The organism is Marinobacter sp. MIT930201 (genome assembly GCF_047122665.1).
Taxonomy (GTDB): domain Bacteria; phylum Pseudomonadota; class Gammaproteobacteria; order Pseudomonadales; family Oleiphilaceae; genus Marinobacter; species Marinobacter salarius.
In genome coordinates this window covers 4119593-4142489 of the sequence record NZ_CP138916.1, presented here as the reverse complement: position 1 = coordinate 4142489, position 22897 = coordinate 4119593, and the positions used below count along the sequence as shown (strand labels likewise).

Here is a 22897-nt window from a genome sequence, read left to right as displayed (position 1 = left end):
CGATAGTTGACGCCTTACCCGGTGTGACCGCCTCATATGCGATTTCTGTTCGTCAGGCCAGTGCTTTGCCTGCGGCTTCCTTCAGATTCCATCTCACGATGGACACCCTTGCCGTCCGGCTAGTGGTTCCCCTTGCCGGGTCCACAGGGGACTTGCACCCCCAAGTCATCCGGCCAGCACCACCTGTACCGGAACAGCGCCCGTCAAGGCGCTACGCGCCATGCCTGGCGCACAACGGAAAAACCCCGCCGAGGCGGGGTTCACATCATCCGTTCGGGGCGATTAAACCGCCCGCACGAACCGGTTACTTGCTGTTGGCTTCGTCACGCAGCTCGCGCCGCAGGATCTTGCCTACGTTGGTCTTCGGCAGTTCATCGCGGAACACGAAGGATTTGGGGACCTTGTAAGCGGTCAGGCGTTCGCGGCAGAACTCTTTCAGTTCATTTTCAGTAACACCTTCCGCGGTTGCCACCAGGTAGACCTTAACCGCCTCTCCACTCTTGTCATCGGGAACACCGACAGCGGCACACTCAACCACTTTCGGATGACCACTGACCACGTCTTCAATCTCATTGGGGAAGACATTGAAGCCAGACACGATAATCATGTCCTTCTTGCGGTCGACGATGCGGATGTAGCCATCTTCCTGGATAAGGGCAATGTCACCCGTCTGCAGGAAACCGTCGTCAGTGAAAGACTTCTGGGTGTCTTCCGGACGCTGCCAGTATCCGCGCATCACCTGTGGCCCCTTCACACACAATTCGCCGGGCTCGCCAAGAGGCGTTTCGTTGCCGTCGTCGTCGATGGTTTTGATTTCGGTGCCGGGAATCGGCAGGCCAATGGTGCCAAGCTGGATCGCGCTGTTCGGATTGAAGGTGACAACCGGAGAGGTTTCAGTCATGCCGTAACCTTCACTGATTTCACACCCTGTAACACGCTGCCACATCTTCGCGGTGTCGCTGGTCAGCGCCATGCCGCCGGACGACGTCAGTTTCAGGGCACTGAAATCCAGGGCCTTGAATTCTTCGTTGTTGCACAGCGCCACGAACAGCGTGTTCAGCCCCAGGAATGCGGTGAAACGATGGTTTTTGAGCTCTTTCACAAATCCGGGGATGTCACGGGGGTTCGGGATAAGAACGTTGTGGGCGCCAGCTTCAAGCATGATGCCGCAGTTCAGGGTGAACGAGTAGATGTGGTAAAGCGGCAGCGGAGCAATAACCACTTCCGTGCCTTCCTCCACCGAATCTTCCATCATCGGCCGAGCCTGCAGGAGGTTGGCGACCAGATTGCCGTGGGTCAGCATCGCGCCCTTGGCCACACCGGTGGTGCCACCGGTGTACTGCAGAACGGCGATGTCGTCTTTCTTGCACTCCACCGGGGAGAATTTTTCCCTGGCCCCTGCACTGAGCACCGCCGGGAGTTTGTGAGCCTGGGGCAGGCTGAATGCCGGCACCATTTTCTTCAGGTGCTTCACGGCGGCGTTCATCAGCGTACGCTTCAGCGGCGAATGCATGTCGGCAATTTCGGTCACAATGACATGCTCGATGCCGGTATGAGGAAGCACTTTCTCTGCGTTATGGGCCATGTTCGCCAGCACTACAAGCGCCTTGGCACCGGAATCATTGAACTGGTGTTCCATTTCGCGAGTGGTGTACAGCGGGTTGGTATTCACCACGATCAGGCCCGCGCGCATGGCCCCAAACACTACGACAGGGTACTGGGACACGTTGGGCATTTGCACCGCAATCCGGTCGCCCGGCTTGAGGTCGGTCTTGTTCTGCAGCCAGGCGGCAAAATTCCGGCTCTGGGTGTCCAGGTCGCGATAGGTGAGCGTGGCGCCAACGGCGCTGAACGCGGGGCGGTCAGCGTACTTGTTCACGGCCTGATCAAATACGTCAACCATGCTACTGTATTTATCCAGGTCTACGTTCAGGGACACGCCAGCGGGGTATTTGTCCTGATAGAACTGCTCAAAATCCATCACCATCTCCTGTTTGGCATTTGTGCTTATAATGTTTACCAATGTCGTTTTGGTCAAAAAATCAACCAGACAAAAGTATCAGCCTCGAAAAGTCGGGAGAGAATAGCAGTTTTGTGAACGATGAGGTAGTTTTCAAAGCAGAACTGTAGCGGTTGTAGCCACCAACCTAATCACACCAACACTGGAGCCCATCATGAGCGACACTTTGGACACGCTTGAGAACATCACCTACGACGAACTCCAGGAAGGCGACTCCGCAACCTATGTGAAAACACTGACCGAGGACGAACTGGTGTTGTTCGCTGCTGTCTCCGGAGATGTGAACCCGGTCCACCTGGATTCGGAGTTTGCCGCCGACTCCATGTTCCAGGAACGGATTGCCCATGGCATGTGGAGCGGCTCACTGATTTCCGCGGCCCTGGCCACCGTGATGCCGGGCCCCGGCACCATATACCTGGAACAGAGCCTGGCGTTCAAGCGCCCGGTAAAGCTGGACGACACCCTGACGGTGACATTGACAGTACTGGCCAAGGAACGCAAAAACCGCGTAACCCTATCCTGCGATGTCCGCAACCAGAACGATGAGCGGGTGGTGACCGGTGAGGCGAAAGTGATCGCTCCTACCCAAAAGATGTCCCTGAGCAAGCCACAGCTACCAAAAATTACCATAGCGCACTAGCGTATACGGGCCACTGAATTAACCCGGCAGGAAATCGATGGGGAATCGCACCGTCCTGGGTTCCACATCGTCCTGGCCAAAATTGAACAGGCGCACGCGCATGGCAATGCGTTGCTCCAGGCTTTGATTGCCCAGCTCGGAGCTCACCACCTCGCAACGCGATACTGACCCATCCGGTTCGATCACCAATTCCAGCATAACCTTACCTTCCAGCGTCGGGTCCTGACGCAGCTCGCGTCGGTAGAGGGAGTAGAGTGACGTTTTCTGGGCGTCGAACACCTGGCGGATGTTGCTCATGCCCCGCTGCCCCGGTCCGCCGGTGGGCTCCGGCGCAGCTTCTGGTACTGCTTCCTGCGCCACCTCCACGTTTCGAACCTGATGGCCAGCCACTGCCACCTCAGTTTCTGGCGCGGCTTCCCGAGTGACGCCGCCGCTGCCAGCAAGCGCCCTGCCGGGGTCAGTTTCGGCACCGAACAGATCTCCATCGCCGCTTGCGGTCTCGGCATCGACGTTGGCCGCCAGGGTGTCCACGGCGTCCGGCTCTGGAGCCCGCATACTGGCAAGTTGGTCCTGCATTGCCATCAGACCCGACCTGGAGGCGGTTTCACGCGCCTGCTCGACCGTTTGGGAAGGAGCGGGTGTCGGGCGCACAGGCTCGGGTGGGGGCACCTCTTCAGCCAATTCCGGCTCCACCGCTTTGGGTTCTGTACTTTCAGGTTCGGGCTCGGGCTCAGATTCCGGAGCCGGCTCGGGTTCAGGTTCAGGTTCAACCTCAGGCACTGGAATCGGCTTTGGCGCCTCGCGTTGCTCTACCAGTCGCGCCAACTGGGGCGGAATCTTCTCCGCCTCGGTGCGGTCGGGTTCCGGAAGCTGAAACGCCGGAATAAGCAGCGCAGGAGGCAGAAAGACCGCCACCATCACCAACAATGCCAGCACAAAACGGCGGTTTTCTCCCTTTTCCGCGCCCCATGGCAATCCGGATGAAAGGTGTTTGGTCGCGAAATTGTTGGGAGACACCTTTTTGAGAGAAAGGTCCTGACGCTCAGCCATTGCCGACCTCCTTCGCCGACTCAACGGCCAGCCGGACCTGCCGGAAGTCTTCATCGATGCAGGTTTGCATGATCTTTCTCAATAACCGGTAGTCGGTGGCGCGCCCTGCCATGATGGTCACCTCATAGCCCTGCTCCGGCACCTGGCCCCTCCGGTTACGCACCCAGGCAAGCTCATCCGCCAGCCCACCGATGGTGCTGTCCCCGGTTTCAATGCCATCCAACCGTGCAACTTCCCGGCCCTGCACGAGAATGGACCGGCCGATTACCTGGACCATCAGGGTTTCGACCGCCTCCTTGTCCGCGGTCGATTGCGGCAGTGGGACATCGGCCGTGTTCTGCATAACCTTTACATCGGACGAGTTCACCATCAGGAAGAACACCAGGATCGTGAAGATGTCCATCAGGGACACCAGATTCAGGCCTCCCGGGCGGTGCATACGGCTGTAGTGGCGCTGGATACGACGGGCACGGCGGGAGGTCTTCATGCACCCTCCCCTTCGACCGATAACGTCCGGTTTTCAGGTGCGTCTGCCAGTGCCACATCCGGGAAAAGCTCTCCCTTCACCACACTGGCCGCAACAACTGCCGGATAGGAGCGGAGCGTATCCATCGCAGTCACCAGAGTCTGATAGTCGATGTCCGGGCTGACCTCCAGAACGATGTCAGTCTTCTCCGGCACCCGCTTCTTGATCTGCTTGAGAGTTTCCCTCAGGCCGTCGAAGTCCTGTTCCCCCTCAATCAACGGCAGGGTCCGGATCACGCCTCTCTCACTGTCCAGCACTTCCAGGCCCTGGGGTATCAACGCCACCACCAGCCGCAGTTCGTCAGCCTGTGGCGACTCACCCGACTCCATCCCGGGAAAGTCGAGCTCAATCATACGAATCTGGCTAAAGACCATGCCCAGCAGCAATACCGGGACTAACACGATCATCAGATTCAGGAATGGCGTGATATCCAGTTCCGGATTACTGACAAGCCTGCGATGTTTTCGTCTCATGCGGCAAACCCTGGCTCAGGCGGATTGGGGGGCGGGCTGCTCGGAGATAATGTTCAGCAGCTTCACCCCGGCCATCTCGAAACTGTCGACGATTTCATTGGTACGGGTCTGAAGCAGTGCATGAAACATCAACAGGGGAATGGCCGACATCAGCCCGAACGCCGTGGTATTCATGGCAACGGAGATACTTTCCGACAACAGCGACGCCTTCTGGGACGGATCTGCAGCGGCCACTGCCGTAAACGCGGCGATAAGGCCGATGATCGTGCCCAACAAGCCCAGGAGTGTCGCGATGTTGGCCAGGGTTGCCAGGTATTGGGTACGTTTCTCAAGACGGGGCAAGACTTCCATCAACCCCTCTTCCATGGCGTACTCAACATCTTCGCGGGAGTGATTATTCAGTAGCCGACCAATGCCGGCGCTCATGATCGACGCGATGGCACTGTCAGAGCCTGTCGCGGCTTTCATCGCCCGCTGGTAATCCCGCTTCCTCAGCAGCGGCAGTATGCCCTTTTCAAAGGCAAGCCGGTTCCGGCGGCGCACCGAAGCGAGATAGATGAAACGCTCAACGGTAATCGCCAGGCCGATGGCCAGCACAATGGCAATCGGATACATGAAGGGACCACCTTCCTGAAAAAAACGAACAACAGTTTCCAGCATATTCAGACTCCCGGTTCTCTACTGCAGGGAAAGAGTGGAATCCAACAATGGATTCAGGGTTTCACGAAACGTCCGGTGACGCTCAAGGGTCAGCGGGTCCTTGGGTTCGAGCAGTTCCTCGCTTCCGGCATCCAGTTCAGCGCGTGAACGCCGCGGCAAGGTCGGCGGCTGCCAGGGCAGGATATAAAGCACGCCGGGATCATCGTCTCCGGTATGGTGGTTGATTCCCTCCACGCCCAGTGCGACGGTGTTATCCGCGGCCTGAGACACAACCGCTTCCGAGGCATTGGACGCCTCATTTGCAAAGGCCATGAACGGGGTAAGCATCAAGCTCATCCCGGCCGTCGCCAATCGTCGATAAAAGCGCATTCAGTCCAGCCTTCTTTCAAGGTCCGCAATCCATCCGGCCACCTGCTTCTCCTCGGTGCCCGCCAACTCGCGGTAACGGCGGTAGTGAGTCAGTGCGCCATCCAGATCCAGCAGATACAGCTCTGAGATAACAGCAAGGTTGTAATGCAGTTCGGCGGTAACCGGGGAGTGGCTGAGCCCCGTCTCCAGCACCGTCACCGCCTCCTCAAATCGTCCCTGTTCTCGCAGTAACAATGCCAGGTTGTTGGCCGTGAGCGCGTTGCCCGGGTTCATATCAAAAGCCTCACGGTACCGTTCGAGGGCCTCTTCCTTGCGTCCCTGCTGGTGTGCCTTCCAGGCCTGACGTGCCAGTTCACTGGCCTCGGCGGTGTTGACGACCACCGGCTCCGGCCTGGGCTGGCTGGCGCACCCCGCTAGCAACGCGAGACACCCAGTGAGCAGAACCGCACGTGCTGTTTCAGGCATCATCGTTGACCTCCTCATTCCACGTCATCCAGCGCACCTCCCGGTCGTACCTGCCGGGGAACAGGTCCGCCAGAACTTGCAGGCTGCGTTCCATCCACTCATCAAACCTTCCGTCCGCCAGGCGTTGATGATTCCTTGCGTGCAGGTCAATAGCCTTCTCTTCGAACGGGTAGGCCTCTTCTTCAAGCAACATCCGGTACTGGGTTGCCTCAAGGTCGCTCAGATTCGCCGGCGCTTCTGACGTCATGAGATCCTGCGCCATCACCCGGTACAGCTCTGCCCGACGGAACAGAATTTCCGAACCTGCGCCCTCGCCAATCAGCTTCTCAGCTTGTGAGAGACGTTCCCGCGCAGCCGAGAGGGCCGCTTGTTTGCGCCCCAGGGATTCGGCCAATGGAATCTGTAGCGGAACATCGGCAAACCGCTCGGACTCCTCCGCCCCCAGCACGATGGCTGCCCGCCCAGCCCACGTCAGCGTGTCTTCCGAATGCCACTGGCTGGCGAGCTCTCGCTCTACCAACTCGATTCGATATCGCCGCGGCTCCACATCGTCGAGCACAAGACGCTGGCGCAGGGTCTGACTAAGGATATGGCTCTCGGAATCGGCAGCAGCGGAATCGCGGTTGAGCCACACGACGTAGATGCGATTGCGACGCGCATGGGCCTCTGCCTTGTGATACAGCTCAGCCGCCCTCAGTTGCTGATCCCAGGACGGCGACTCTCCTTCGTCGGCACGCATGATTTCATCCGCCGCGCGCACCCATTGGCCCGATGACTGATAGGCAAACACCAGCTTTTCGCCTACGGTTGGGGTCAGGTCATGCTGAGGGTAATCCGTGCAAAATCGGGTCAGTTCATTAACGGCAGCCTGCCAGCGCTCTGCCTTCAGAAGTGTATTCGCTGCGTCGTAACGGCCCTTGATCGCAATGTCCGACCCCGGAAACGCAGACTCCACACGCTGAAAATGCGCCACGGCGGTGTCAATGCGGCCCTCGCTCGCCGCTTTCTCCCCCTGGTAGTAGATGCTGCTGGCTAGTTGCCGTTTCAGACTGTCGGTATCTTTGGCCCGCCCTTCCTGTAACAGCCCCTCTGAAATCAGTGCCAGTGCTTGACGCCAGGCATTTTCAGCAAGCCCATAAGACGCCATCGCCAGGTTCGCCTCACCGGCTGCGACCCAGGCACTGTAGCGTTCGGCTGGGCTGACCAACGGATGGGCTATGGCAAGCTCGGCAAACCGATGGGCGTCAGCATAACGATGCTCCGCGAGCATTCGGTTGGCGATATCCGCCGTCAGACCAGCCTGACGTTCGTCCTCTGGGAACTCAGCCGCGAAGCGGTCGGCGGCTGCAGCCAGGTCGTCCAGTGTCGCGGGAAGTGAATTGCGATTGTCCAGCGCATCACGCTGAATTACGATGGCAGCCCAGGCGGCATCCGCCGCCCCCGGATACTCTTTTGTCTCATGATCCGTGTCATAAGCCGCACGCTGGTAATGCTTGAAGGCGTCAGTGTGGTCACCTGCCTGCAGGAACGCATCACCGGCCATGCGAAGAACGTCTCCCTTCTGGCCGCTCCGGCCAGCCAACTGACTGTAGTAACCCCCAGCCAACCGGAAAGATGCCACTTGGCGCTCCACTTGCCCCTCTTCGGCCTGATCATAGTGATAGTCCGCCAGTGACCGGCTGAAATTCTGCCAGCGTTCCTGATCCGCTTTCGCGAGTTGCTGGTAACGGGCATCGCCGGCAAATGCCTGGACATACTCAGCCCTGGCGGCCCTTGCGCGATCAGTTTGCCCCGCCATGCGCCAGACATCCACATTCTGGGCCAGAAAGGCCGGTACGGCGTTATGCGCCTGGAAATCGCGAACAAAGGCATTGTTCACCGCCACGCTGTCTTCAAAACGCCGGTTGCTGGCGTAGTAATCTGCCAGCCTGTCGTACAGCAGGTACCCGAAGCCCTTGCCACCCGCATCGGTCAACCAGCTTGCCAGGGATTCAACGCCCCGGTCTTCCGCCGCCATCAGAGCGACAATCCTGAAGGTGTCGTCAACCAGTTCAGCGTCGCTGGCAGGAATGCGGCGAAACCCACTGGTTTCCTCACCGACACCGTCCAGTACCGCCAGGAACGTCTTTGCGGCCCTTGTCCGGCCAGAAGACCCTTGCTTGTACTGGCTCCAGCCCTGCATATATCGGGCCTTGGTTTTCAGGCTATCGGTGCCGTCACTCGAGATCACACGGCTGTACTCGGACTCAGCCTCGGCATAGTCTCCCGCCGAAAACGCTGCCTCGGCAATGCGGAAGCGGGCCTCAGGTACCAGGGAGGACGAAGGATACAGACCAACCAGTTGGCGTAACCGGTCAATAGACTCCTCCGCCTGCCCCGTGTAGGCATGAGCCTTCGCCATCTGGTATAGCAATTCATCAAGCCGGCCCTGGTAGGCGCCCCTGTCGAGAATGGATTCGTAACTTTCCAGCGCCTGCCGGTATACCTGTTGTTCGCGTTCTTCGCTGAAGCTGACGTCCTCGTCAGTCACCTTCTGGATATTGGAAAGTCGGTTAAGTGCATCAATGCGTACTTCAGGTTCATCAGAGTGTTCAAACAATCGCTGGTATCGACGGGCAACTTCTGTTGGCGATATGGCCGGCATCGGTCGGGACTGGAATTCCAGAAAAACCGGGCGCATATCAGCGATGGTTTCGCCGTCGCGACCGAGCTCTACCCGGAAAGATTCCTGTGCCTGGGCACTCGCCGCGAACGCCGTAAACAGCACCGTCAGGGAAATTGACACCACTGGCTTCATTGCTGACCTCGCTCAAGGTTTTCCAGGGCCAGATACTCGTACAGGTGGGCAATCTGCTGCTCGGTCCGATCCAACGCAAACGCCATACGGTGATCCTGCTCTTCGACATAGGCCAGAGCCAGTTCATCCAGTTCCGACTCTGCCCTGCTCAGAAGTGCATCGGCCGTGCGACGAACCGTCCGTATCCGCTCCAGCGCATGGTCGGTGCGTGTCACCAGTTCAGTGAGCTTGCGATCTTTCTTTTTCAATCTTCCATCAAGCCTGCCAACGGACGCTTTCAGATCGGCCAATGTCCTGGCTACACCTTTCAGCGCCTCTTGTTGTGCAGGAGAGATGGTCCGGGCTTTCAGGTTCGCCAACCGCTGCACCAGCTCTTTGATTTCTTCGTTGAAGGGACCGCCATCAACGTTGTGCCCCACAGGCCCCAAACGTTCACTGATGGCCCCCCGAAAAACAGCAAGGCTGTCTTCCCGCTGATTCAGTGTTTGCCTCATCTCCTTCAGTTCAGCCACCCGGTTGACGGCGGCCTGGGCAGCGGGCTGCTCAATGAAACGAATCAGATAGGCAGTACGGGGCTGTGTGAGCGTACGGTTGTCGGCAAGGAACCATTGGGCCTCAGAGTTCCGTGCGTCCAGTACCAGCGCCTGATACGCACCTTTCTGACGGATCTGGTCAGCCAGTTTGCGAAGGGTCACCCGTTCACTTTCATAGGACGCATTTGCTGCCAGATAAGCTTCACCCGCCTGCCCCAGGTAACCGGCGAGGTCGTACCCCCTACCCGTTCCAAGCCAGGCATTGGCCACACCGGGATAGGCCAGTGGGTACTTTTTGGCGCGATGCCAGGACTGCATTGCCGCCCGCTGGTTGCCACTGGCAGAGAGCGCAAGACCGTGAAGGTAGAGGCCATGGGATGTGCTGTAGCTTTCCAGGGAGATTTTCTCCAGGAAGCCGATGGCCTTTTCGTAGTCTCCGTGATCGTAAGCAAGGTAGCCGGCGCGAACCAGTAGTCGGCTTCTGAGTTCCTGGCTGCGTTGGCTGTCGACGTCTTCTTCGGACATGGCCAGAGCCACTCGAAGTGCAACCAGTGCTCGCGATGGATTCCGGTCCTGCCTGCCGTAGTCAGCCGCAATGTTCATGTAACCCAGCGCAGCCCAATAGCCTGGCTCCATGGACGCCAGCACCTTCCCGGCCCGATCGGTATGCCCCGCCTCCCGCTCAATCTCGGCCAATCGATAAAGCGCCTTTTGCCGGTCACTGCCACTGGCCCGCTTCGCAGCAGTTTCAAGGTATTCCCGGGTTTTGTTGTCTCCAGAGTCCGTCGGCAGTTCCGCCAGCAATAGTGCCGCCTGCCCGCGGTAATACTGTCCTTCGATCAGTTCTTTCAGCAGCCGTTCAGCCTCCTGATGACTCCCCGTGACTAACAATGCTTTAGCGCGAACCAGGCGTTCGGCTTCGGTAGTGGCATTCCGGGTATAACGCAATGCTGCAGCCGGTTCATGGGTGTCCAGGGCGAATTGTGCGAGCCCCAAGTGCAACGACGCCAAATCGCTGCCTCCGGACGCCAGCCCCGGGATAAGGGCCGCGGTCAGACTGAGAGCAAACCGTGTGGAGACTTTCCGAAACTTAGCGAGCACGACCATCCTTTCGCCCTATTTCCATTCCTGAAACGAAACCACTGGTTCGTAGTCCGGCGCCGCGGCATCCAGAGACAGCTGTATGCGGGATTCACCGGGCCGCTTCCGAAATTGATGGGTCGCTTCACGGCGAACAAAGCGTTCATTCGCTGAACGTGCCGTCAGAACCGCTTTTAGTTGATGGGCGCCATGAGGCAGGTTACCGATATAGAGCCGCTGGACACCGCCCTGCTTCAGGGAGTCACGTTCCTGGTCGGTATAGAGGTGGGAAGCAACTGGCGTGTCGTTCAGGTACAGTTCCACCGAGTCCAGATCCAGCCCCTCCCGATTCCTGAGTGTCAGGAAAACTGCCACTTGCGTGTCGACTGGGTAGAGTACGTTCTCCTCCAGTTGGTACAACGTCTGGCTGAGGTCCGCCACATCGGCTTTCAGGCGGTCGATCTCCTGGTCCAGCGATTCAGCAAAGGCGCTACGCGTCAAACCGAGCTGAGATGCCACCATCATGACCAAAATGACCGGCCACGCCACCCTGACCTGGCGCCCAACCGTTACTGTTTGCTGCGCTCCGGCGACCATACGCTTCCTGCCTCTAGCAATGCTCTGTAACAAACCGGCAGAAAGAGTAACACTTGGTAACAGGCAAGAACGGTATCCAGATCACCAATTGGAAATCCGAAACCGTCGGATTTTTTAACAGGAGGAAAACGTTGGGGTATGTCACGTTTTAGAGAAAGGCGCTTGATCGCAGTTAATTGACTGATTTACAGACGTTATCTTTAACTGGCCCCGGATTTGCTCCGGGAAGAACGCGGGGAAGCCTATTGGCGCCCCCGTTTGATATGCCGAGCTTAGCCGATGCCATCAACCGCATCGGCTTTTTTTATTTGCTCAGTTGTTTCATGGCCGATTCCAGACCCTCAATGGTCAACGGATACATGTGGTCATTCACCAGTTGGCGGGTCATACCGAGCGAACCGCCCATGCCCCAGTAATTCTCCGGCAATGGATTGATCCACACTACCTTGCGGAAGTGGTCGGTCATTCGCTGGAACCACGTTGCACCGGCTTCCTCGTTCCAATGCTCGATGGAGCCGCCTGGGTGTGACACCTCATAGGGCGCCATGGTGGCATCCCCCACGAAGATCACTTTGTAGTCCGGCGTGTACTTGTGAAGAATGTCCCAGGTGCTCGTCGTTTCGTTCATCCGGCGGATGTTGTTCTTCCACACGCTTTCGTAGATGAAGTTGTGAAAGTAGAAGTACTCCATGTGCTTGAATTCTAGCCGGGCAGCCGAAAAGAGCTCCTCGCAGACCCGCACGTGAGGGTCCATGGAGCCACCCACGTCGAAGAAGATCAGGACTTTGACCGCATTGTGCCGCTCGGGAACCATCTTCAAGTCGAGGTACCCGGCATTGCGGGCAGTGGAGCGGATGGTATCGTCCATGTCGAGCTGGTCCGCGGCACCCTGGCGGGCAAACTTACGCAGCCTGCGCATGGCTACCTTGATATTGCGGATGCCAAGGGTAACGCTGTCGTCCAGGTCCTTGAATTCCCGTTTTTCCCAAACCTTTACGGCGCGGCCATGACGACCCTTATTCTGTCCAATGCGAAAACCTTCCGGGTTGTAACCGTTCGCACCGAAGGGTGAGGTACCGCCCGTGCCAATCCATTTGTTGCCACCCTGATGACGCTCCTTCTGCTCTTCCATGCGTTTCTTGAAGGTGTCGATCAGTTCTTCCAGCCCGCCGAGGGAATCGATTTTGGCTTTGTCCTCTTCTGACAGCTGCTTTTCAAATTCTGCGCGCAGCCAATCATCCGGAATCAACGCCTGCATCAGGTCATCGAGGTTTTCTATGCCCTCGAAATAGGCCTGGAACGCCCGGTCGAATTTATCGAAATGGCGCTCGTCCTTGACCAGGCAGACACGAGCCAGGTAGTAAAACTCTTCCATATTCGCAAAGGCGAGCCTGTTCTGCAGAGCTTCAAGCAGGTCGAGGAGTTCGCGCAGACTGGCGGGCACCTTGGCCCGCCGGACTTCGAGAAAGAAATCAATCAACATAGGGTGCTGCTCTTGCTGTATTTCAGCTGCGACGACGGGCCATGAAGGCCAACTTCTGCAACAGGTGAACATCCTGCTCGTTCTTCACCAGTGCGCCATACAGCGGCGGCAAGGCGGAACTGGTGTCCTTCTCCTGCAACATTTTGGCAGACAGGTCATCCGCCATCAGCAGTTTGAGCCAATCGATCAGTTCTGAAGTGGACGGCTTCTTCTTCAGCCCTGGCACCTTGCGAACGTCGAAGAAAACTTCCAGCGCATCGCGAACCACCTGCTGCTGCAGACCCGGGAAGTGCACGTCCACGATGCTCTTCATGGTGTCGTGATCCGGGAAGCTGATGTAGTGGAAGAAACAACGGCGCAGGAAAGCGTCCGGCAGTTCCTTTTCGTTGTTACTGGTGATCACGATGATAGGCCGATGCTTGGCACGCACAGACTGCTGTGTCTCGTAGACGAAGAATTCCATGCGATCGAGTTCGAGCAGAAGATCGTTCGGGAACTCGATATCCGCCTTGTCGATTTCATCGATCAGCAGTACCACCTGCTCCTCGGATTCGAAGGCTTCCCACAGCTTGCCCTTGACGATGTAGTTGCTGATGTCCTTGACCTTCTCGTCACCGAGCTGGGAATCCCGCAGACGGGAGACCGCATCGTATTCGTACAGTCCCTGTTGGGCCTTAGTGGTGGATTTGATGTGCCAGGGAATCAAGCGCAGGCCGAGGGACGCAGCCATTTCTTCGGCCAGGAGGGTTTTACCAGTGCCGGGCTCGCCCTTGATCAGTAGCGGGCGTTGCAGCGTTATGGCTGCGTTGACGGCCATCTGCAGGTCATCAGTCGCAACATATTTCTCGGTACCGGTAAACTTCATGCTGATAGTGTCCTGTTCAATTAACGGTTAAACGTCTGTTTGAAAATAGACTCAGAGTATAGAGAACCGAAGCCGTTCTGATAAGAGCCCTGTTCGATTAACCGCCAACTACCGATCCTTTCCGCCATCCTTATCGTCGTTTTCAGACTCATCGTCTGTGGGCTCACTATCCTCATCAGTGGCTGGCAAATCGTCGAACTCGGAGAGATCAAAGTCCTCCAGCCCGAATTCGTCTTCACCGTCCTCCACCTCCGCATCAGCAACGGGGATATCGTCCTCGGGCAACGCTTCGTCTTGCTGGAGTTCCGGCACCTCTTCAGGTTCCGGCAATTCTTCGGGTTCGGGTTCCGGCACCGGTTCTGGTTCAGGTATCTCTTCGGGTACGTCTTCAGGCGCCTGTTCAGGTTCGGGTGCGGCGGTAGCCTCTTCCTCCGGCGTTTCCTCTGCGACCAGGGGCGGCTCCTCGTTGTTGCCCTGATCCTGCGCTGATTTTCTGCGCTTGACGAACAGGAATGCCACCCCGGCGACAGCCACCACACCCAAGGTGCCGGCAGCGGCCCATACCCAGAACGGAATGCCGCTCGCCGCCTCCTCAACGGTGGCCGGCGTTTCCGGTTCCGCCTCTTCCTTATCGACAGGCTGTTCCTCAAGCGGCTTCGGTTCTGGCTCTTCAACCTGGCTGATATCGATCGGCCCGGAACTGGACACAGGCGATTCAATTTCGGGAGCGGGTGAGGCCTCTGGCAACTCATCCTCCATCACTGGCGCTTCCTGCGAGGGCTCGTCAGAAACGACTGCCTCAATTGGGGCTTGTTCGCCCTCGGGCTGAATATATCGGGTAACGGTACTGAAGCGTCGGGAGAACGTTTGACCATCCGCAACAACGCTGAGTTGGTATTCACCGGCATCAGGCAGTCGTGTGATAGTGTCCGTATAGACGCCGTCCTGCGGCGGCTCATCCGGAGACAACACCTTGTTACCGCTGCGCCCGTCCTCTGAGGTTAATGACACACTGACATCGATAACCCCCAGGAAGTCCCGGTTTTCAATTTTTCTGTCTTCCTCAAAGAAGGCCACCTGAAGGGATACTGGTTCGTTTTCCGTGAATGTTGGCGGGACCGGGCTCACCACCATCCGCAGATCGCTGACGACAGTGACCCGACTGCCCTCACCCAACTCGCCGTTGATCGTCCAGTCGCCCGCCTCAGGATCGGTGACGGTAATCAGGTCGTATTCCGTTTCGCGCACCCAACGCATTCCCTCGGTGGCTGAGTCCGGCCCTGCCTTGGTGCCGCCGGGACTGACCAGTTCAAGCGTTCGGTTAGCGGCAGACTCGTCACCAGCGCGAAAAATCAGCGCGGTAAATTCCTCTACGCCACCATCCACCTGAAAGCCATTGTCCTCAATGGGAATCTGCTGCTGCGGCACGGCGGTGTTCAGTGCTTCAAGAAAAGCCAGAGTCAGTGCATCAGCGGACGACGCCAGGGCATAGCGGCCCCCGGTGCGTTCCGCAAGGCTCTTCAAAAGAGCAAGATCTGCCTCCTCGGACAATGCGACGGTATGAAGGGTGGCACCGCGGCTGCTCAGATCGTCCAGCAATGCCCCCAGAATCCGCTCACGCTCGCGATCATTGGCGCTCTCGTTATCGGAGATATCCACTTTGCCATCGGTGAGTAGAATGAAGTCCGTATTGTCGAGGCTCTCCGAGCCCAACAGGTAATCATCACTGGCAACCTGAATCGCCTCCCCCAGATTGGTACGAAGGGCGACCGAATTGATCTCATCTGAGCGTTCGACAGCCAGCCCCCGCCAGTCATCAGTGACTTTGCCATGGGGCACCAGCATGTTGACGTACTGACCAAAGGTCCAAACTCCGGCATTGGCTTGCCCAGGCAGCATACGCGCCAACAGACGCACAGCCGGGCGGCGCAGGTTGTCCGGATCGTTGGTTTTCATGGAGCCGGAGATGTCGACAATAATTCGGACATCGGCACTGTCGGGTAACTGCAGGGTTGGCGCCTGCTGTGCAAGCGCCGTAATTGGCAGGATGAGGATGACAGCAAGCAGGCGGCTTAGAAGTCGCATCAGGGCAGCTCCATGCGAGGTGGTGATCAAGGAAAGTCTCAGCGTTTAACCAGCCGGTATCTGACGAGGTCAAGAACCCACACCAACACCATCACCAAGGATGCTATGCCCATGTTCACAAAGGCCCGGCCCGCGTTGGCGGCATCACCCAGAATGGTTTCGTAGCCGCCGTGCAACCAGGCCGGCATCCACCAGCCAGCTACCTCTCCGGACTCGACCGGGGTCAACAGGAGGACAATCAACGCGGCCTGCAACAGCGTGCGGATGGCATAAACCGGAATTACCCGAAACAGGCGGGATATGGTGTAGAAGAACACCACGAAGGCGACGGCGTACAGGGCCCAGAATATTCCGTAAGCAAGGTTTGTTTCTGCGTCTATCATCAAAGGATCCAGTGAATTATGTGTTCTTCCCAATCGTCTTCCGGTACATCGGCTTCCGAGATCACGCGATTACGCACCGATACACCCGCTTCATGAACCGTATCGGGGTCACCCGACCGTAGCGGGTGCCAGTCTGCAAGCGCACGCCCTTCCGCCAGTGTGCGGTAGGCACAGGTATACGGCAGCCAATGGTAGTCGCTCAGCGTATCCGGTGTCAGCACCGTGCATGCAGGCACTTTCTGCAAACGCTCGGAGTACACGCTGCACTGACAGGTGTCTTGCTCCATGTAACGGCATACCAGCTCAGTGTAGTAGACATCGCCGGTGTCTTCGTCTTCCAGCTTGGCCAGACAACATTTTCCGCAGCCGTCACACAGGGACTCCCATTCCTTGGCGGTCATCTCATGGAGACGTTTGCGTTGCCAGAACGGAATCTCTGCAATCATTCCCGGCCGGGCTCCGGTTTACGGCGAAAGTCTACAACGTAGCCGCTGGATTCCTCAGGCATCTGCAGGAAGAAATCCTTGTCGGCAATAGCCTCCAGAACCTGCTTGCCAGACGTTCGGGCAAGCTTCCGTTCCGGTGTCATGATCAGGTCCATGGCGTGTATTGGCTGGCCGAATATGCCCCGCAGGCTATCCGGCAGGTCTTCCCAGGCCTGGCCCCGTCGAACGTAGATATACGTGTCCGGCTTTTTACTGCTGCGAAACACCGACACAAAGGTCTTTTCGGTCATGATTTCAGTAATTCCTCAATCTGTTCCTGCACCGGTGCCAGGAGGTCACGGCGCCAGCCCTCGTCAAACAGCCCGGCAGCCAGGTTTCGTTGTTGTACAACAGCCTCAAGGCGCTTGCGAGGCGCCAGCAGTTCCACCGGCACATCCCGTTCCTCCGCCGCCTTCACCATCAGCCGTTTGAGCTGTTTATAGAACATCTGGTCCTGGCGGCTCAGCGGAGCGGCAATAACGTCGATGCCGGAATTATCCGCGGTCGATGCCTCCGCAACCATATTAATAATCGTATCCCCGTAGCGCCTGACCACGGCCGGAGGCAAGCCCTGGATATTCGATAGCTCCCGTACTGACTGTGGCAGTCTCTGGGCGATGGCAATCAGCAGCGCATCGGCCACAACACGGTTGCGGGGCCGATCCCGGAGGCGCGACTCATGTTCCCGCCAACACACCAGGGTTTTCAGCACCCCCTGCTGTTGGCGGCTCAATGTCCAGCCGCCTCGCAGTTTCAGGTAATGGCTGTCGGGATTATCCTGGGCTGCCAGTTCCTTTGAAAATCGAGTGGATTCGTCAGCCAATGCCGCTTCAAGGCCCCGTTTCTGCAACCGAGTAATCACCCAGTGATACAAGGGAACAAGGAAGCGAACGTCGTCCAGAGCGTAGCGTTCCTGAGCCGCGGAAAGCGGGCGAGAAACCCAATCCGAGCGCGTCGCCGATTTATCCAGTGATTCACCGAAGAGAGTTTCCACCAGCCGGGCATAACCGACGGAAAAGCCGGCACCGGCCAGCGCGGCGCCGATCTGCAGGTCGAGAATGCCCTCCGGTTCCAGCTGCAACCAGTGCCGGAACAGTTCCAGATCCTCACTCATGGCGTATAGCAATTTGGGGGTGTCCGGGTCGGTGAGCGCGTTGCGAAAGCCCTCTGACGCCTCTGCGACCGACGGGTCTACCAGGCAGAACCGCTGCCCCATCCCCAACTGGACCAGACCAGGAATCGGGAAGAAGGTGTTGACCCGTTCGAACTCGGTATCCAGTGCAAGCGGTTCGCCTTGCCCTTCGGCAAGCCAGCGGTCCAGGTCGTCCGGCTCCCGAATCCAGGTAACCGTGTCGGGAGCCGCAGGAACGGAAGCGGCCGGGGTGTTGGAATCCATATAATAATCCCGGTCAGGTTTAATCAGTCAGAGGTTTTCGGCCACGGAAGGCATGGGTCAGGGTAAATCCGTCAACATAACCCAGTTCGCCCCCCACCGGGATACCATGGGCAAGACGGGTAATCAGGATATTGCGGCCATCCAGCCTGTCGGCAATGTAGTGGGCAGTCGCCTCACCTTCCACAGTTGGATTGGTCGCAAGGATCAGCTCCGTCACCCCTTCTCCGTGGATGCGTTGCAGCAGCCGCTCAATACCGATTTCCTCGGGGCCCACGCCGTCGATGGGCGACAGATGCCCCATCAACACGAAGTAGCTGCCGCGATAATCGCCCGCCTGCTCAATGGCAAGAAGGTCTGAGGGGCTTTCCACCACGCAGAGCGTACCATTCCGTCGTTCGGGGTTTTCGCAGATATTGCAGGTAGGCGTATCGGCGAAGTTCTGGCAGCTCTCACAGCGGCGCACACCGGTCATGGCACGATCCAGTGCGTCAGAAAGCCGCGAGCCTCCAGAGCGGCCGCGCTCCAGCAGGTGGAAGGCCATACGCTGGGCCGTTTTCTGACCGACGCCAGGCAGACAGCGGAGAGACTCCACCAGTTCGTCTACCAACGGACTAAAAGCCATCAGCTATCCTCGATCAGAACGGCATCTTGAAGCCCGGAGGCATACCCATACCCGACATCATGCCGGACATTTTGTCTTTCTGGTTTTCCTCAACACGGCGCACGGCGTCGTTGATAGCAGCCGCCAGCAGGTCTTCCAGAATTTCCTTGTCTTCGCTCAGCAGGGACGGATCGATATCCACTTTCCGCACGTCATGGCGACCGTTCATGGTCACCTTGACCAGGCCCGCGCCGGCTTCGCCGGTAATCTCGGCCTTGGCGGCCTCTTCCTGGGCCTTCTTCATTTCTTCCTGCATCTGCTGGGCCTTTTTCATCAGGTCGCCCATATTGTTCATCACGCTCACCTTCTACAGAATTGCCTTAGAGAGTTGCCACCACGTGGCTCCAACCGCAGACCTTAGCCGGACTTTGCCTGATTCGGCGGCCGGATACTGTTTTCGACGACCCGAGCCTCGAATCGTTCAACAATCGACTGCACTGCGGGATCATTGCGAATTGAGTCTTCCGCTGCCTTCTGGCGCGCCTGCCGCTGGCGCTCTTCCCAGGCAGCCGGCGTTTTGCCCTCAGCATCGCCCTGCTCCACACGCAGGGTTATGGTGGCGCCAAACCGATTCCTCAACGCCTCGATAATTTTTTCTTCATGGCGGGCGTTCAACAACCGCGCGTGACCTTCATCGATGGTCAGCACGATTTCATCGCCGTTGCGGGCCATAGCCGCATTACTGGCGAGGTTACCCGGCATGCCCACAATGCCCAGGCTGCGAAAATCACGTTCCCAGACAAATTCGCCAGTATCCGCGGGTTCTTCGATCGGTTCGGCCGGCTCAGTCGATTCGGTCGACGCTGCTGATTCTACCTGGGGCACATCGGCCTGAGGCGCTTCGACGTATTCCGGCTCAGGCGCTACGGGCTCGGGCTCATAATCCTCAGTGCTGGCCGCTTCGGCCGCTGCAGATTCAGCCGCTTCATCCAGGCTCGCCAGCCAGGCAGCGTCAGGCTCCTCTGGCGCGGGAGCGGGTTGGGATTCCAGTACGGGCTCCTGGGCTTCCGGTTGAGGCTCCGGCTGGGGCGTCGGTTCGGTTCGTTGTTCTGGCTCTGCCCGCTGTTCTGAATCTGGCTGTTGAGGCGCTTGTTCAGGCTCAACAGCCGCTGTTATTGTCTCCGACGCTGCCGGGCCAGGCTCAGGGTCTTCCCGGGACTCCTGCCCTGATGATGACGTCCCGGAGGCCACCACCGGTGGTTCACGGCGGTCAGTGCCAGGCCGGAAGGCCAGCATTCGCAGCAACGTCATCTCAAACCCCATGCGGGCATCGGGAGTGACCGCCAGGTCCTTACGGCCCATCAGCGCGGCCTGATAGAAGAGTTGCGCGTCTTCCGCGCTCAGCCGGCGCGCCAGGGATTCCACCTGCGCGGCATCCCCAAGGGCATTATCGACACTGCCCGGCACCACCTGTTCCATCGTCACCCGATGGAACAGCGACAACAGGTCCGCCAGGATCACGCTGTAATCCGGCGCAAAATCGGAAATACGATTGATCTCGGACAGCAGCGCGGGCCCGTCGTCTTCCACCAGCGCATTCACCAGGTTCTCGATATCGCTTTGATCAATCGTGCCCAGCATGTTGCTGACATCACTGCCGCTGAGCGTCTGATTGCCGAAGGCAATGGCCTGGTCTGTCAGGCTCAGGGCGTCCCGCATACTGCCATCCGCGGCACGTGCCAATAGCCACAGGGCCGGTTCTTCGAAAGGAATGCCTTCCTGGGTCAGCACGTGGCGCAGGTGCCCGGCAATGTGTTCGGGCGTCATCCGCTTGAGGTTGAACTGCAGGCAACGGGACAACACGGTCACCGGCAGCTTCTGGGGATCCGTGGTCGCCAGCAGGAATTTGACGTGTTCCGGGGGTTCTTCAAGGGTCTTGAGGAAAGCGTTAAAGGACTGGTTGGTCAACATATGTACCTCGTCAATGAGGTACACCTTGAAGCGGCCACGGGTTGGCGAGTACTGGACGTTATCGGTGAGTTCCCGCATATCATCCACGCCAGTACGGGAGGCTGCGTCGATTTCGATCAAATCAACAAACCGCCCTTCCTGGATTTCCTGGCAACTGGAGCAGGTTCCACACGGCGTGGCGGTAACGCCGGTTTCGCAGTTCAGGCATCGGGCCAGCAATCGGCCAATGGTTGTTTTGCCTACGCCCCGGGTACCGGTAAACAGATAGGCGTGGTGCAGCCGCTGGTTGTCCAGGGCGTGGATCAGTGCCTGGAGCACATGCTCCTGGCCGACCATATCTTCGAATGTCCGGGGGCGCCACTTACGGGCAAGTACCTGGTAGCTCATGTTCTGCCAACTGCCGTTAAAAATGGGTTTAACCATAGCACGGTCAGGATGTTAGAAGAAGCCAACAAGAAGCAATCAGAGAGGGATAATCGGGGGCGTTAAAAGGAAAAATCTGGGGGTGACTCCATCAGCGACACTCCGGCACACAAGTCCACCGCTTCGGCTGCTCCCTTCCGGGCCTGACCGGGTTCACGGTTTATCGTTGCGGAGGCACCAATGGAGCCACCATAACGGGCTTTGGGGCGAAATCCCTCAAAGCGGCGCGCATATTAGCAAAAGGGTTCCGGCACTACAATGGCAGCGGCACTTCATCGCATCGGAACCAGCAGGCGACGCTGTAACGGGTACGGTGGGCCGGCAACACCTCATGGGGAATTTCTTCGCTCATAAACAGCGCCATCCGCCCTGCCAGTGGCAATACGACGCCACATACCTCGTTCTCGTTTTCACGATTGAAAATCTGCAACGCGCCGCCGTCGGCCTCCTGCCAACCCTCATTAAGGTACAAAACCAGGCTGACAACCCGCGACGCCCTGCCCTGGAAGCTATCCACATGGCGACGGTAGAAATCACCGTTGTGATAGGTGGCGTAGTGTGCCTCAAACCGTTTCAACCCCAGGAACAACCGCTCATTCAACCCCAGCCTGACCGACTCGAAGAACTCGAACAACGCCGCCTGAACCGGCGTCACGCCCTGCAGCCACGCAATCTTGTCTCGCCTTACGGATCTGTCCTGGAGCAAGTCCTGACCACGCCCCACACCCGCCTTACGCAGTGCCTCGGTCCGGTCCAATATCCGAACTTCACTACGAAGCCCCTTCAAAAGGGATGGAGTTAACAGCACAGACACATCCTGGCTCATCCAGCCGTGCTCCGTTAGACCATCCGCCAAGTCATCCAGCCACTGATCGCCTCCCGGCGTCGATAGGTCGACTCCGGCCTGGCAAGACTCGGGAACTGAGGCAGCAATCTGGTCAATCATTCATCAAACTCCGACGGGGACGGCCGATTTTATGATGGTTTCTCGCCGTAAGCACAGTTTTAATTTACCCTGAGTATAGGGACATGCCGTAACGCTTGCGGCACCTCAGACCGACAATCCATTGACCACCCAGAAAGCTGTAACGAGGCACTACGTGACACTAAAACCCGGGCACTGGTCGTTCACCCGATGGACAACCATCGGGCAACTGGAAGCCATGGAGGTACACCACCCCTTGTTCCACGCCCGCCTTTTCCTGCAGGGCGCTCACCTTACTCACTTTGCCGCCCGTGACGAACCAGACTGGCTGTGGATAAGCGACACCGCGCGCTTTGAACCCGGCGTGGCCATCCGTGGTGGCATCCCGATATGCTGGCCCTGGTTTGGGGCGCCCGAGAAAAATCCCCCGGAAGTTCGCCGCAGGCTGCTGACCACCAGCTCCCACGGTTTCGCCCGTACGGCAGTGTGGAAGCTGGAGGATGTCAGGGAAACCGCGCACGACGTGGAAATCAGCCTGTCACTGGATGCAAACAGTGACTTTTCTGATGCCTGGGACGGCCGCGCCCGGTTACTGATGACCTTCCACTTCTCGGCTGACGGCTGCCAACTGGCGTTGACCACCACCAATCCGGGTTCGGAACCGCTGGCGTTTACCCAGGCACTTCACACCTATCTTCCGACCCCGGACATTTCCAAAACGCTGGTCAGAGGCCTCGAAAACTGCGGATACGTGGACTCCCTGAAAGACTGGAGCTACCACACACAGCAAGGGCCAGTGAGCTTCGAGGGTGAAACCGACCGCATCTATGAAAGCGGCAATTCGCTGATCGTTGAAACCCCATCAGGGAACCGGCGCATCACCGCCATCGGCAGCGACTCCACGGTTGTCTGGAATCCGGGGCCGGAGAAGGCGGCACGTTTATCGGATTTTCCTGACGTTGCCTGGCAGTCCATGCTGTGCGTTGAAAGTGCCAATGCCCTTGGTGACTACCGTGTGCTTAATGCGGGCCAGAGCCATACCCTTGGCGTTATGATAGGAAGAGAGTAGA

23 protein-coding genes and 1 other RNA gene are annotated in these 22897 nt (G+C 58.2%); 2 read left to right on the top strand and 22 right to left on the bottom strand.

All coding sequences use genetic code 11. The features are described from left to right. Positions 1-304: 304 nt before the first annotated feature. Complete coding sequence (locus SIC19_RS18855) at positions 305-1981, bottom strand: long-chain fatty acid--CoA ligase (RefSeq protein ID WP_091641125.1); 1677 nt, start codon at positions 1979-1981, stop codon at positions 305-307. Positions 1982-2174: 193 nt separating this feature from the next. Here SIC19_RS18855 and SIC19_RS18850 point away from each other — a divergent pair, with 193 nt between their 5' ends. Next, positions 2175-2660 carry a MaoC/PaaZ C-terminal domain-containing protein gene (locus tag SIC19_RS18850; RefSeq protein ID WP_036205454.1) on the top strand — a complete coding sequence of 162 codons (486 nt, stop codon included), beginning with the start codon at positions 2175-2177 and terminating at the stop codon, positions 2658-2660. Positions 2661-2678: 18 nt separating this feature from the next. Here SIC19_RS18850 and SIC19_RS18845 read toward each other — a convergent pair whose 3' ends face one another. The 21 genes from SIC19_RS18845 to SIC19_RS18745 form a co-directional block, all read right to left on the bottom strand. After that, positions 2679-3710, bottom strand: a complete 1032-nt coding sequence (locus SIC19_RS18845; protein WP_412535554.1) for an AgmX/PglI C-terminal domain-containing protein — start codon at positions 3708-3710, stop codon at positions 2679-2681. After that, positions 3703-4197 carry an ExbD/TolR family protein gene (locus tag SIC19_RS18840; RefSeq protein ID WP_127401403.1) on the bottom strand — a complete coding sequence of 165 codons (495 nt, stop codon included), beginning with the start codon at positions 4195-4197 and terminating at the stop codon, positions 3703-3705. Before SIC19_RS18840 ends, SIC19_RS18845 begins: the two co-directional genes overlap by 8 nt. Beyond that, positions 4194-4709: an ExbD/TolR family protein gene (locus SIC19_RS18835; RefSeq protein WP_041334778.1), complete on the bottom strand. Its 516-nt coding sequence runs from the start codon at positions 4707-4709 to the stop codon at positions 4194-4196. Before SIC19_RS18835 ends, SIC19_RS18840 begins: the two co-directional genes overlap by 4 nt. Before the next feature lie 15 nt (positions 4710-4724). Next, a complete protein-coding gene (locus SIC19_RS18830) occupies positions 4725-5369 on the bottom strand; it encodes a MotA/TolQ/ExbB proton channel family protein (protein ID WP_036205450.1) in 645 nt (214 codons plus the stop codon). Positions 5370-5387: 18 nt separating this feature from the next. Continuing rightward, positions 5388-5696 carry a hypothetical protein gene (locus SIC19_RS18825; RefSeq protein ID WP_127401405.1) on the bottom strand — a complete coding sequence of 103 codons (309 nt, stop codon included), beginning with the start codon at positions 5694-5696 and terminating at the stop codon, positions 5388-5390. 42 nt (positions 5697-5738) lie between these two features. After that, a complete protein-coding gene (locus SIC19_RS18820; protein WP_127401407.1) occupies positions 5739-6206 on the bottom strand; it encodes a tetratricopeptide repeat protein in 468 nt (155 codons plus the stop codon). Further along, positions 6196-9000, bottom strand: a complete 2805-nt coding sequence (locus SIC19_RS18815; protein WP_127401409.1) for a tetratricopeptide repeat protein — start codon at positions 8998-9000, stop codon at positions 6196-6198. Before SIC19_RS18815 ends, SIC19_RS18820 begins: the two co-directional genes overlap by 11 nt. Continuing rightward, positions 8997-10640: a hypothetical protein gene (locus SIC19_RS18810; protein ID WP_091641139.1), complete on the bottom strand. Its 1644-nt coding sequence runs from the start codon at positions 10638-10640 to the stop codon at positions 8997-8999. Before SIC19_RS18810 ends, SIC19_RS18815 begins: the two co-directional genes overlap by 4 nt. A gap of 9 nt (positions 10641-10649) precedes the next feature. After that, positions 10650-11210, bottom strand: a complete 561-nt coding sequence (locus SIC19_RS18805) for an AraC family transcriptional regulator (RefSeq protein ID WP_091641142.1) — start codon at positions 11208-11210, stop codon at positions 10650-10652. Positions 11211-11514: 304 nt separating this feature from the next. Further along, positions 11515-12693 (bottom strand): vWA domain-containing protein, encoded by a 1179-nt coding sequence (locus tag SIC19_RS18800; RefSeq protein ID WP_127401411.1) that lies wholly within the window; start codon positions 12691-12693, stop codon positions 11515-11517. A 22-nt stretch (positions 12694-12715) separates the two neighbouring features. Next, on the bottom strand, positions 12716-13558 hold the full coding sequence (locus tag SIC19_RS18795; protein WP_075196100.1) for an AAA family ATPase: 843 nt from the start codon (positions 13556-13558) through the stop codon (positions 12716-12718). Positions 13559-13666: 108 nt separating this feature from the next. Next, on the bottom strand, positions 13667-15643 hold the full coding sequence (locus tag SIC19_RS18790; protein WP_127401413.1) for a VWA domain-containing protein: 1977 nt from the start codon (positions 15641-15643) through the stop codon (positions 13667-13669). Between the two features lie 38 nt (positions 15644-15681). Beyond that, positions 15682-16026 (bottom strand): hypothetical protein, encoded by a 345-nt coding sequence (locus SIC19_RS18785; protein ID WP_036205445.1) that lies wholly within the window; start codon positions 16024-16026, stop codon positions 15682-15684. Further along, positions 16026-16472, bottom strand: coding sequence for a YcgN family cysteine cluster protein (locus tag SIC19_RS18780; RefSeq protein ID WP_036205444.1), 447 nt, complete (start codon positions 16470-16472; stop codon positions 16026-16028). The genes SIC19_RS18785 and SIC19_RS18780 overlap by 1 nt, the downstream gene beginning before the upstream one ends. Then, positions 16469-16762 carry a YcgL domain-containing protein gene (locus SIC19_RS18775; protein ID WP_127401415.1) on the bottom strand — a complete coding sequence of 98 codons (294 nt, stop codon included), beginning with the start codon at positions 16760-16762 and terminating at the stop codon, positions 16469-16471. Before SIC19_RS18775 ends, SIC19_RS18780 begins: the two co-directional genes overlap by 4 nt. Beyond that, positions 16759-17907, bottom strand: coding sequence for a ribonuclease D (locus SIC19_RS18770; RefSeq protein WP_041334784.1), 1149 nt, complete (start codon positions 17905-17907; stop codon positions 16759-16761). Before SIC19_RS18770 ends, SIC19_RS18775 begins: the two co-directional genes overlap by 4 nt. Positions 17908-17926: 19 nt before the next feature. After that, the gene (gene recR / locus SIC19_RS18765) at positions 17927-18529 is read right to left on the bottom strand and encodes a recombination mediator RecR (RefSeq protein ID WP_036205441.1); all 603 of its coding nucleotides are present in this window, start codon (positions 18527-18529) and stop codon (positions 17927-17929) included. 13 nt (positions 18530-18542) lie between these two features. Next, positions 18543-18866 carry a YbaB/EbfC family nucleoid-associated protein gene (locus SIC19_RS18760; protein ID WP_174447635.1) on the bottom strand — a complete coding sequence of 108 codons (324 nt, stop codon included), beginning with the start codon at positions 18864-18866 and terminating at the stop codon, positions 18543-18545. Between the two features lie 59 nt (positions 18867-18925). After that, entirely contained in the window at positions 18926-20866 is a 1941-nt protein-coding gene (gene dnaX / locus SIC19_RS18755) for a DNA polymerase III subunit gamma/tau (RefSeq protein ID WP_075196281.1), read from the bottom strand. A gap of 122 nt (positions 20867-20988) precedes the next feature. Beyond that, an RNA gene (gene ffs, locus SIC19_RS18750) (signal recognition particle sRNA small type) lies at positions 20989-21085 on the bottom strand. A 70-nt stretch (positions 21086-21155) separates the two neighbouring features. Next, positions 21156-21848, bottom strand: coding sequence for a 2OG-Fe(II) oxygenase (locus SIC19_RS18745; RefSeq protein WP_036205439.1), 693 nt, complete (start codon positions 21846-21848; stop codon positions 21156-21158). A 217-nt stretch (positions 21849-22065) separates the two neighbouring features. Between SIC19_RS18745 and SIC19_RS18740 the strand changes: the two genes are divergently transcribed. Beyond that, positions 22066-22896: a D-hexose-6-phosphate mutarotase gene (locus SIC19_RS18740; protein ID WP_185906489.1), complete on the top strand. Its 831-nt coding sequence runs from the start codon at positions 22066-22068 to the stop codon at positions 22894-22896. Position 22897 lies beyond the last annotated feature (1 nt).

Coding starts and splice junctions, on each gene's coding strand:
- SIC19_RS18855 (WP_091641125.1), bottom strand. CDS start 1,981: ATGGATTTTGAGCAGTTCTATCAGGACAAATACCCCGCTGGCGTGTCC.
- SIC19_RS18850 (WP_036205454.1), top strand. CDS start 2,175: ATGAGCGACACTTTGGACACGCTTGAGAACATCACCTACGACGAACTC.
- SIC19_RS18845 (WP_412535554.1), bottom strand. CDS start 3,710: ATGGCTGAGCGTCAGGACCTTTCTCTCAAAAAGGTGTCTCCCAACAAT.
- SIC19_RS18840 (WP_127401403.1), bottom strand. CDS start 4,197: ATGAAGACCTCCCGCCGTGCCCGTCGTATCCAGCGCCACTACAGCCGT.
- SIC19_RS18835 (WP_041334778.1), bottom strand. CDS start 4,709: ATGAGACGAAAACATCGCAGGCTTGTCAGTAATCCGGAACTGGATATC.
- SIC19_RS18830 (WP_036205450.1), bottom strand. CDS start 5,369: ATGCTGGAAACTGTTGTTCGTTTTTTTCAGGAAGGTGGTCCCTTCATG.
- SIC19_RS18825 (WP_127401405.1), bottom strand. CDS start 5,696: ATGCTTACCCCGTTCATGGCCTTTGCAAATGAGGCGTCCAATGCCTCG.
- SIC19_RS18820 (WP_127401407.1), bottom strand. CDS start 6,206: ATGATGCCTGAAACAGCACGTGCGGTTCTGCTCACTGGGTGTCTCGCG.
- SIC19_RS18815 (WP_127401409.1), bottom strand. CDS start 9,000: ATGAAGCCAGTGGTGTCAATTTCCCTGACGGTGCTGTTTACGGCGTTC.
- SIC19_RS18810 (WP_091641139.1), bottom strand. CDS start 10,640: ATGGTCGTGCTCGCTAAGTTTCGGAAAGTCTCCACACGGTTTGCTCTC.
- SIC19_RS18805 (WP_091641142.1), bottom strand. CDS start 11,210: ATGGTCGCCGGAGCGCAGCAAACAGTAACGGTTGGGCGCCAGGTCAGG.
- SIC19_RS18800 (WP_127401411.1), bottom strand. CDS start 12,693: ATGTTGATTGATTTCTTTCTCGAAGTCCGGCGGGCCAAGGTGCCCGCC.
- SIC19_RS18795 (WP_075196100.1), bottom strand. CDS start 13,558: ATGAAGTTTACCGGTACCGAGAAATATGTTGCGACTGATGACCTGCAG.
- SIC19_RS18790 (WP_127401413.1), bottom strand. CDS start 15,643: ATGCGACTTCTAAGCCGCCTGCTTGCTGTCATCCTCATCCTGCCAATT.
- SIC19_RS18785 (WP_036205445.1), bottom strand. CDS start 16,026: ATGATAGACGCAGAAACAAACCTTGCTTACGGAATATTCTGGGCCCTG.
- SIC19_RS18780 (WP_036205444.1), bottom strand. CDS start 16,472: ATGATTGCAGAGATTCCGTTCTGGCAACGCAAACGTCTCCATGAGATG.
- SIC19_RS18775 (WP_127401415.1), bottom strand. CDS start 16,762: ATGACCGAAAAGACCTTTGTGTCGGTGTTTCGCAGCAGTAAAAAGCCG.
- SIC19_RS18770 (WP_041334784.1), bottom strand. CDS start 17,907: ATGGATTCCAACACCCCGGCCGCTTCCGTTCCTGCGGCTCCCGACACG.
- recR (WP_036205441.1), bottom strand. CDS start 18,529: ATGGCTTTTAGTCCGTTGGTAGACGAACTGGTGGAGTCTCTCCGCTGT.
- dnaX (WP_075196281.1), bottom strand. CDS start 20,866: ATGAGCTACCAGGTACTTGCCCGTAAGTGGCGCCCCCGGACATTCGAA.
- SIC19_RS18745 (WP_036205439.1), bottom strand. CDS start 21,848: ATGATTGACCAGATTGCTGCCTCAGTTCCCGAGTCTTGCCAGGCCGGA.
- SIC19_RS18740 (WP_185906489.1), top strand. CDS start 22,066: ATGGAGGTACACCACCCCTTGTTCCACGCCCGCCTTTTCCTGCAGGGC.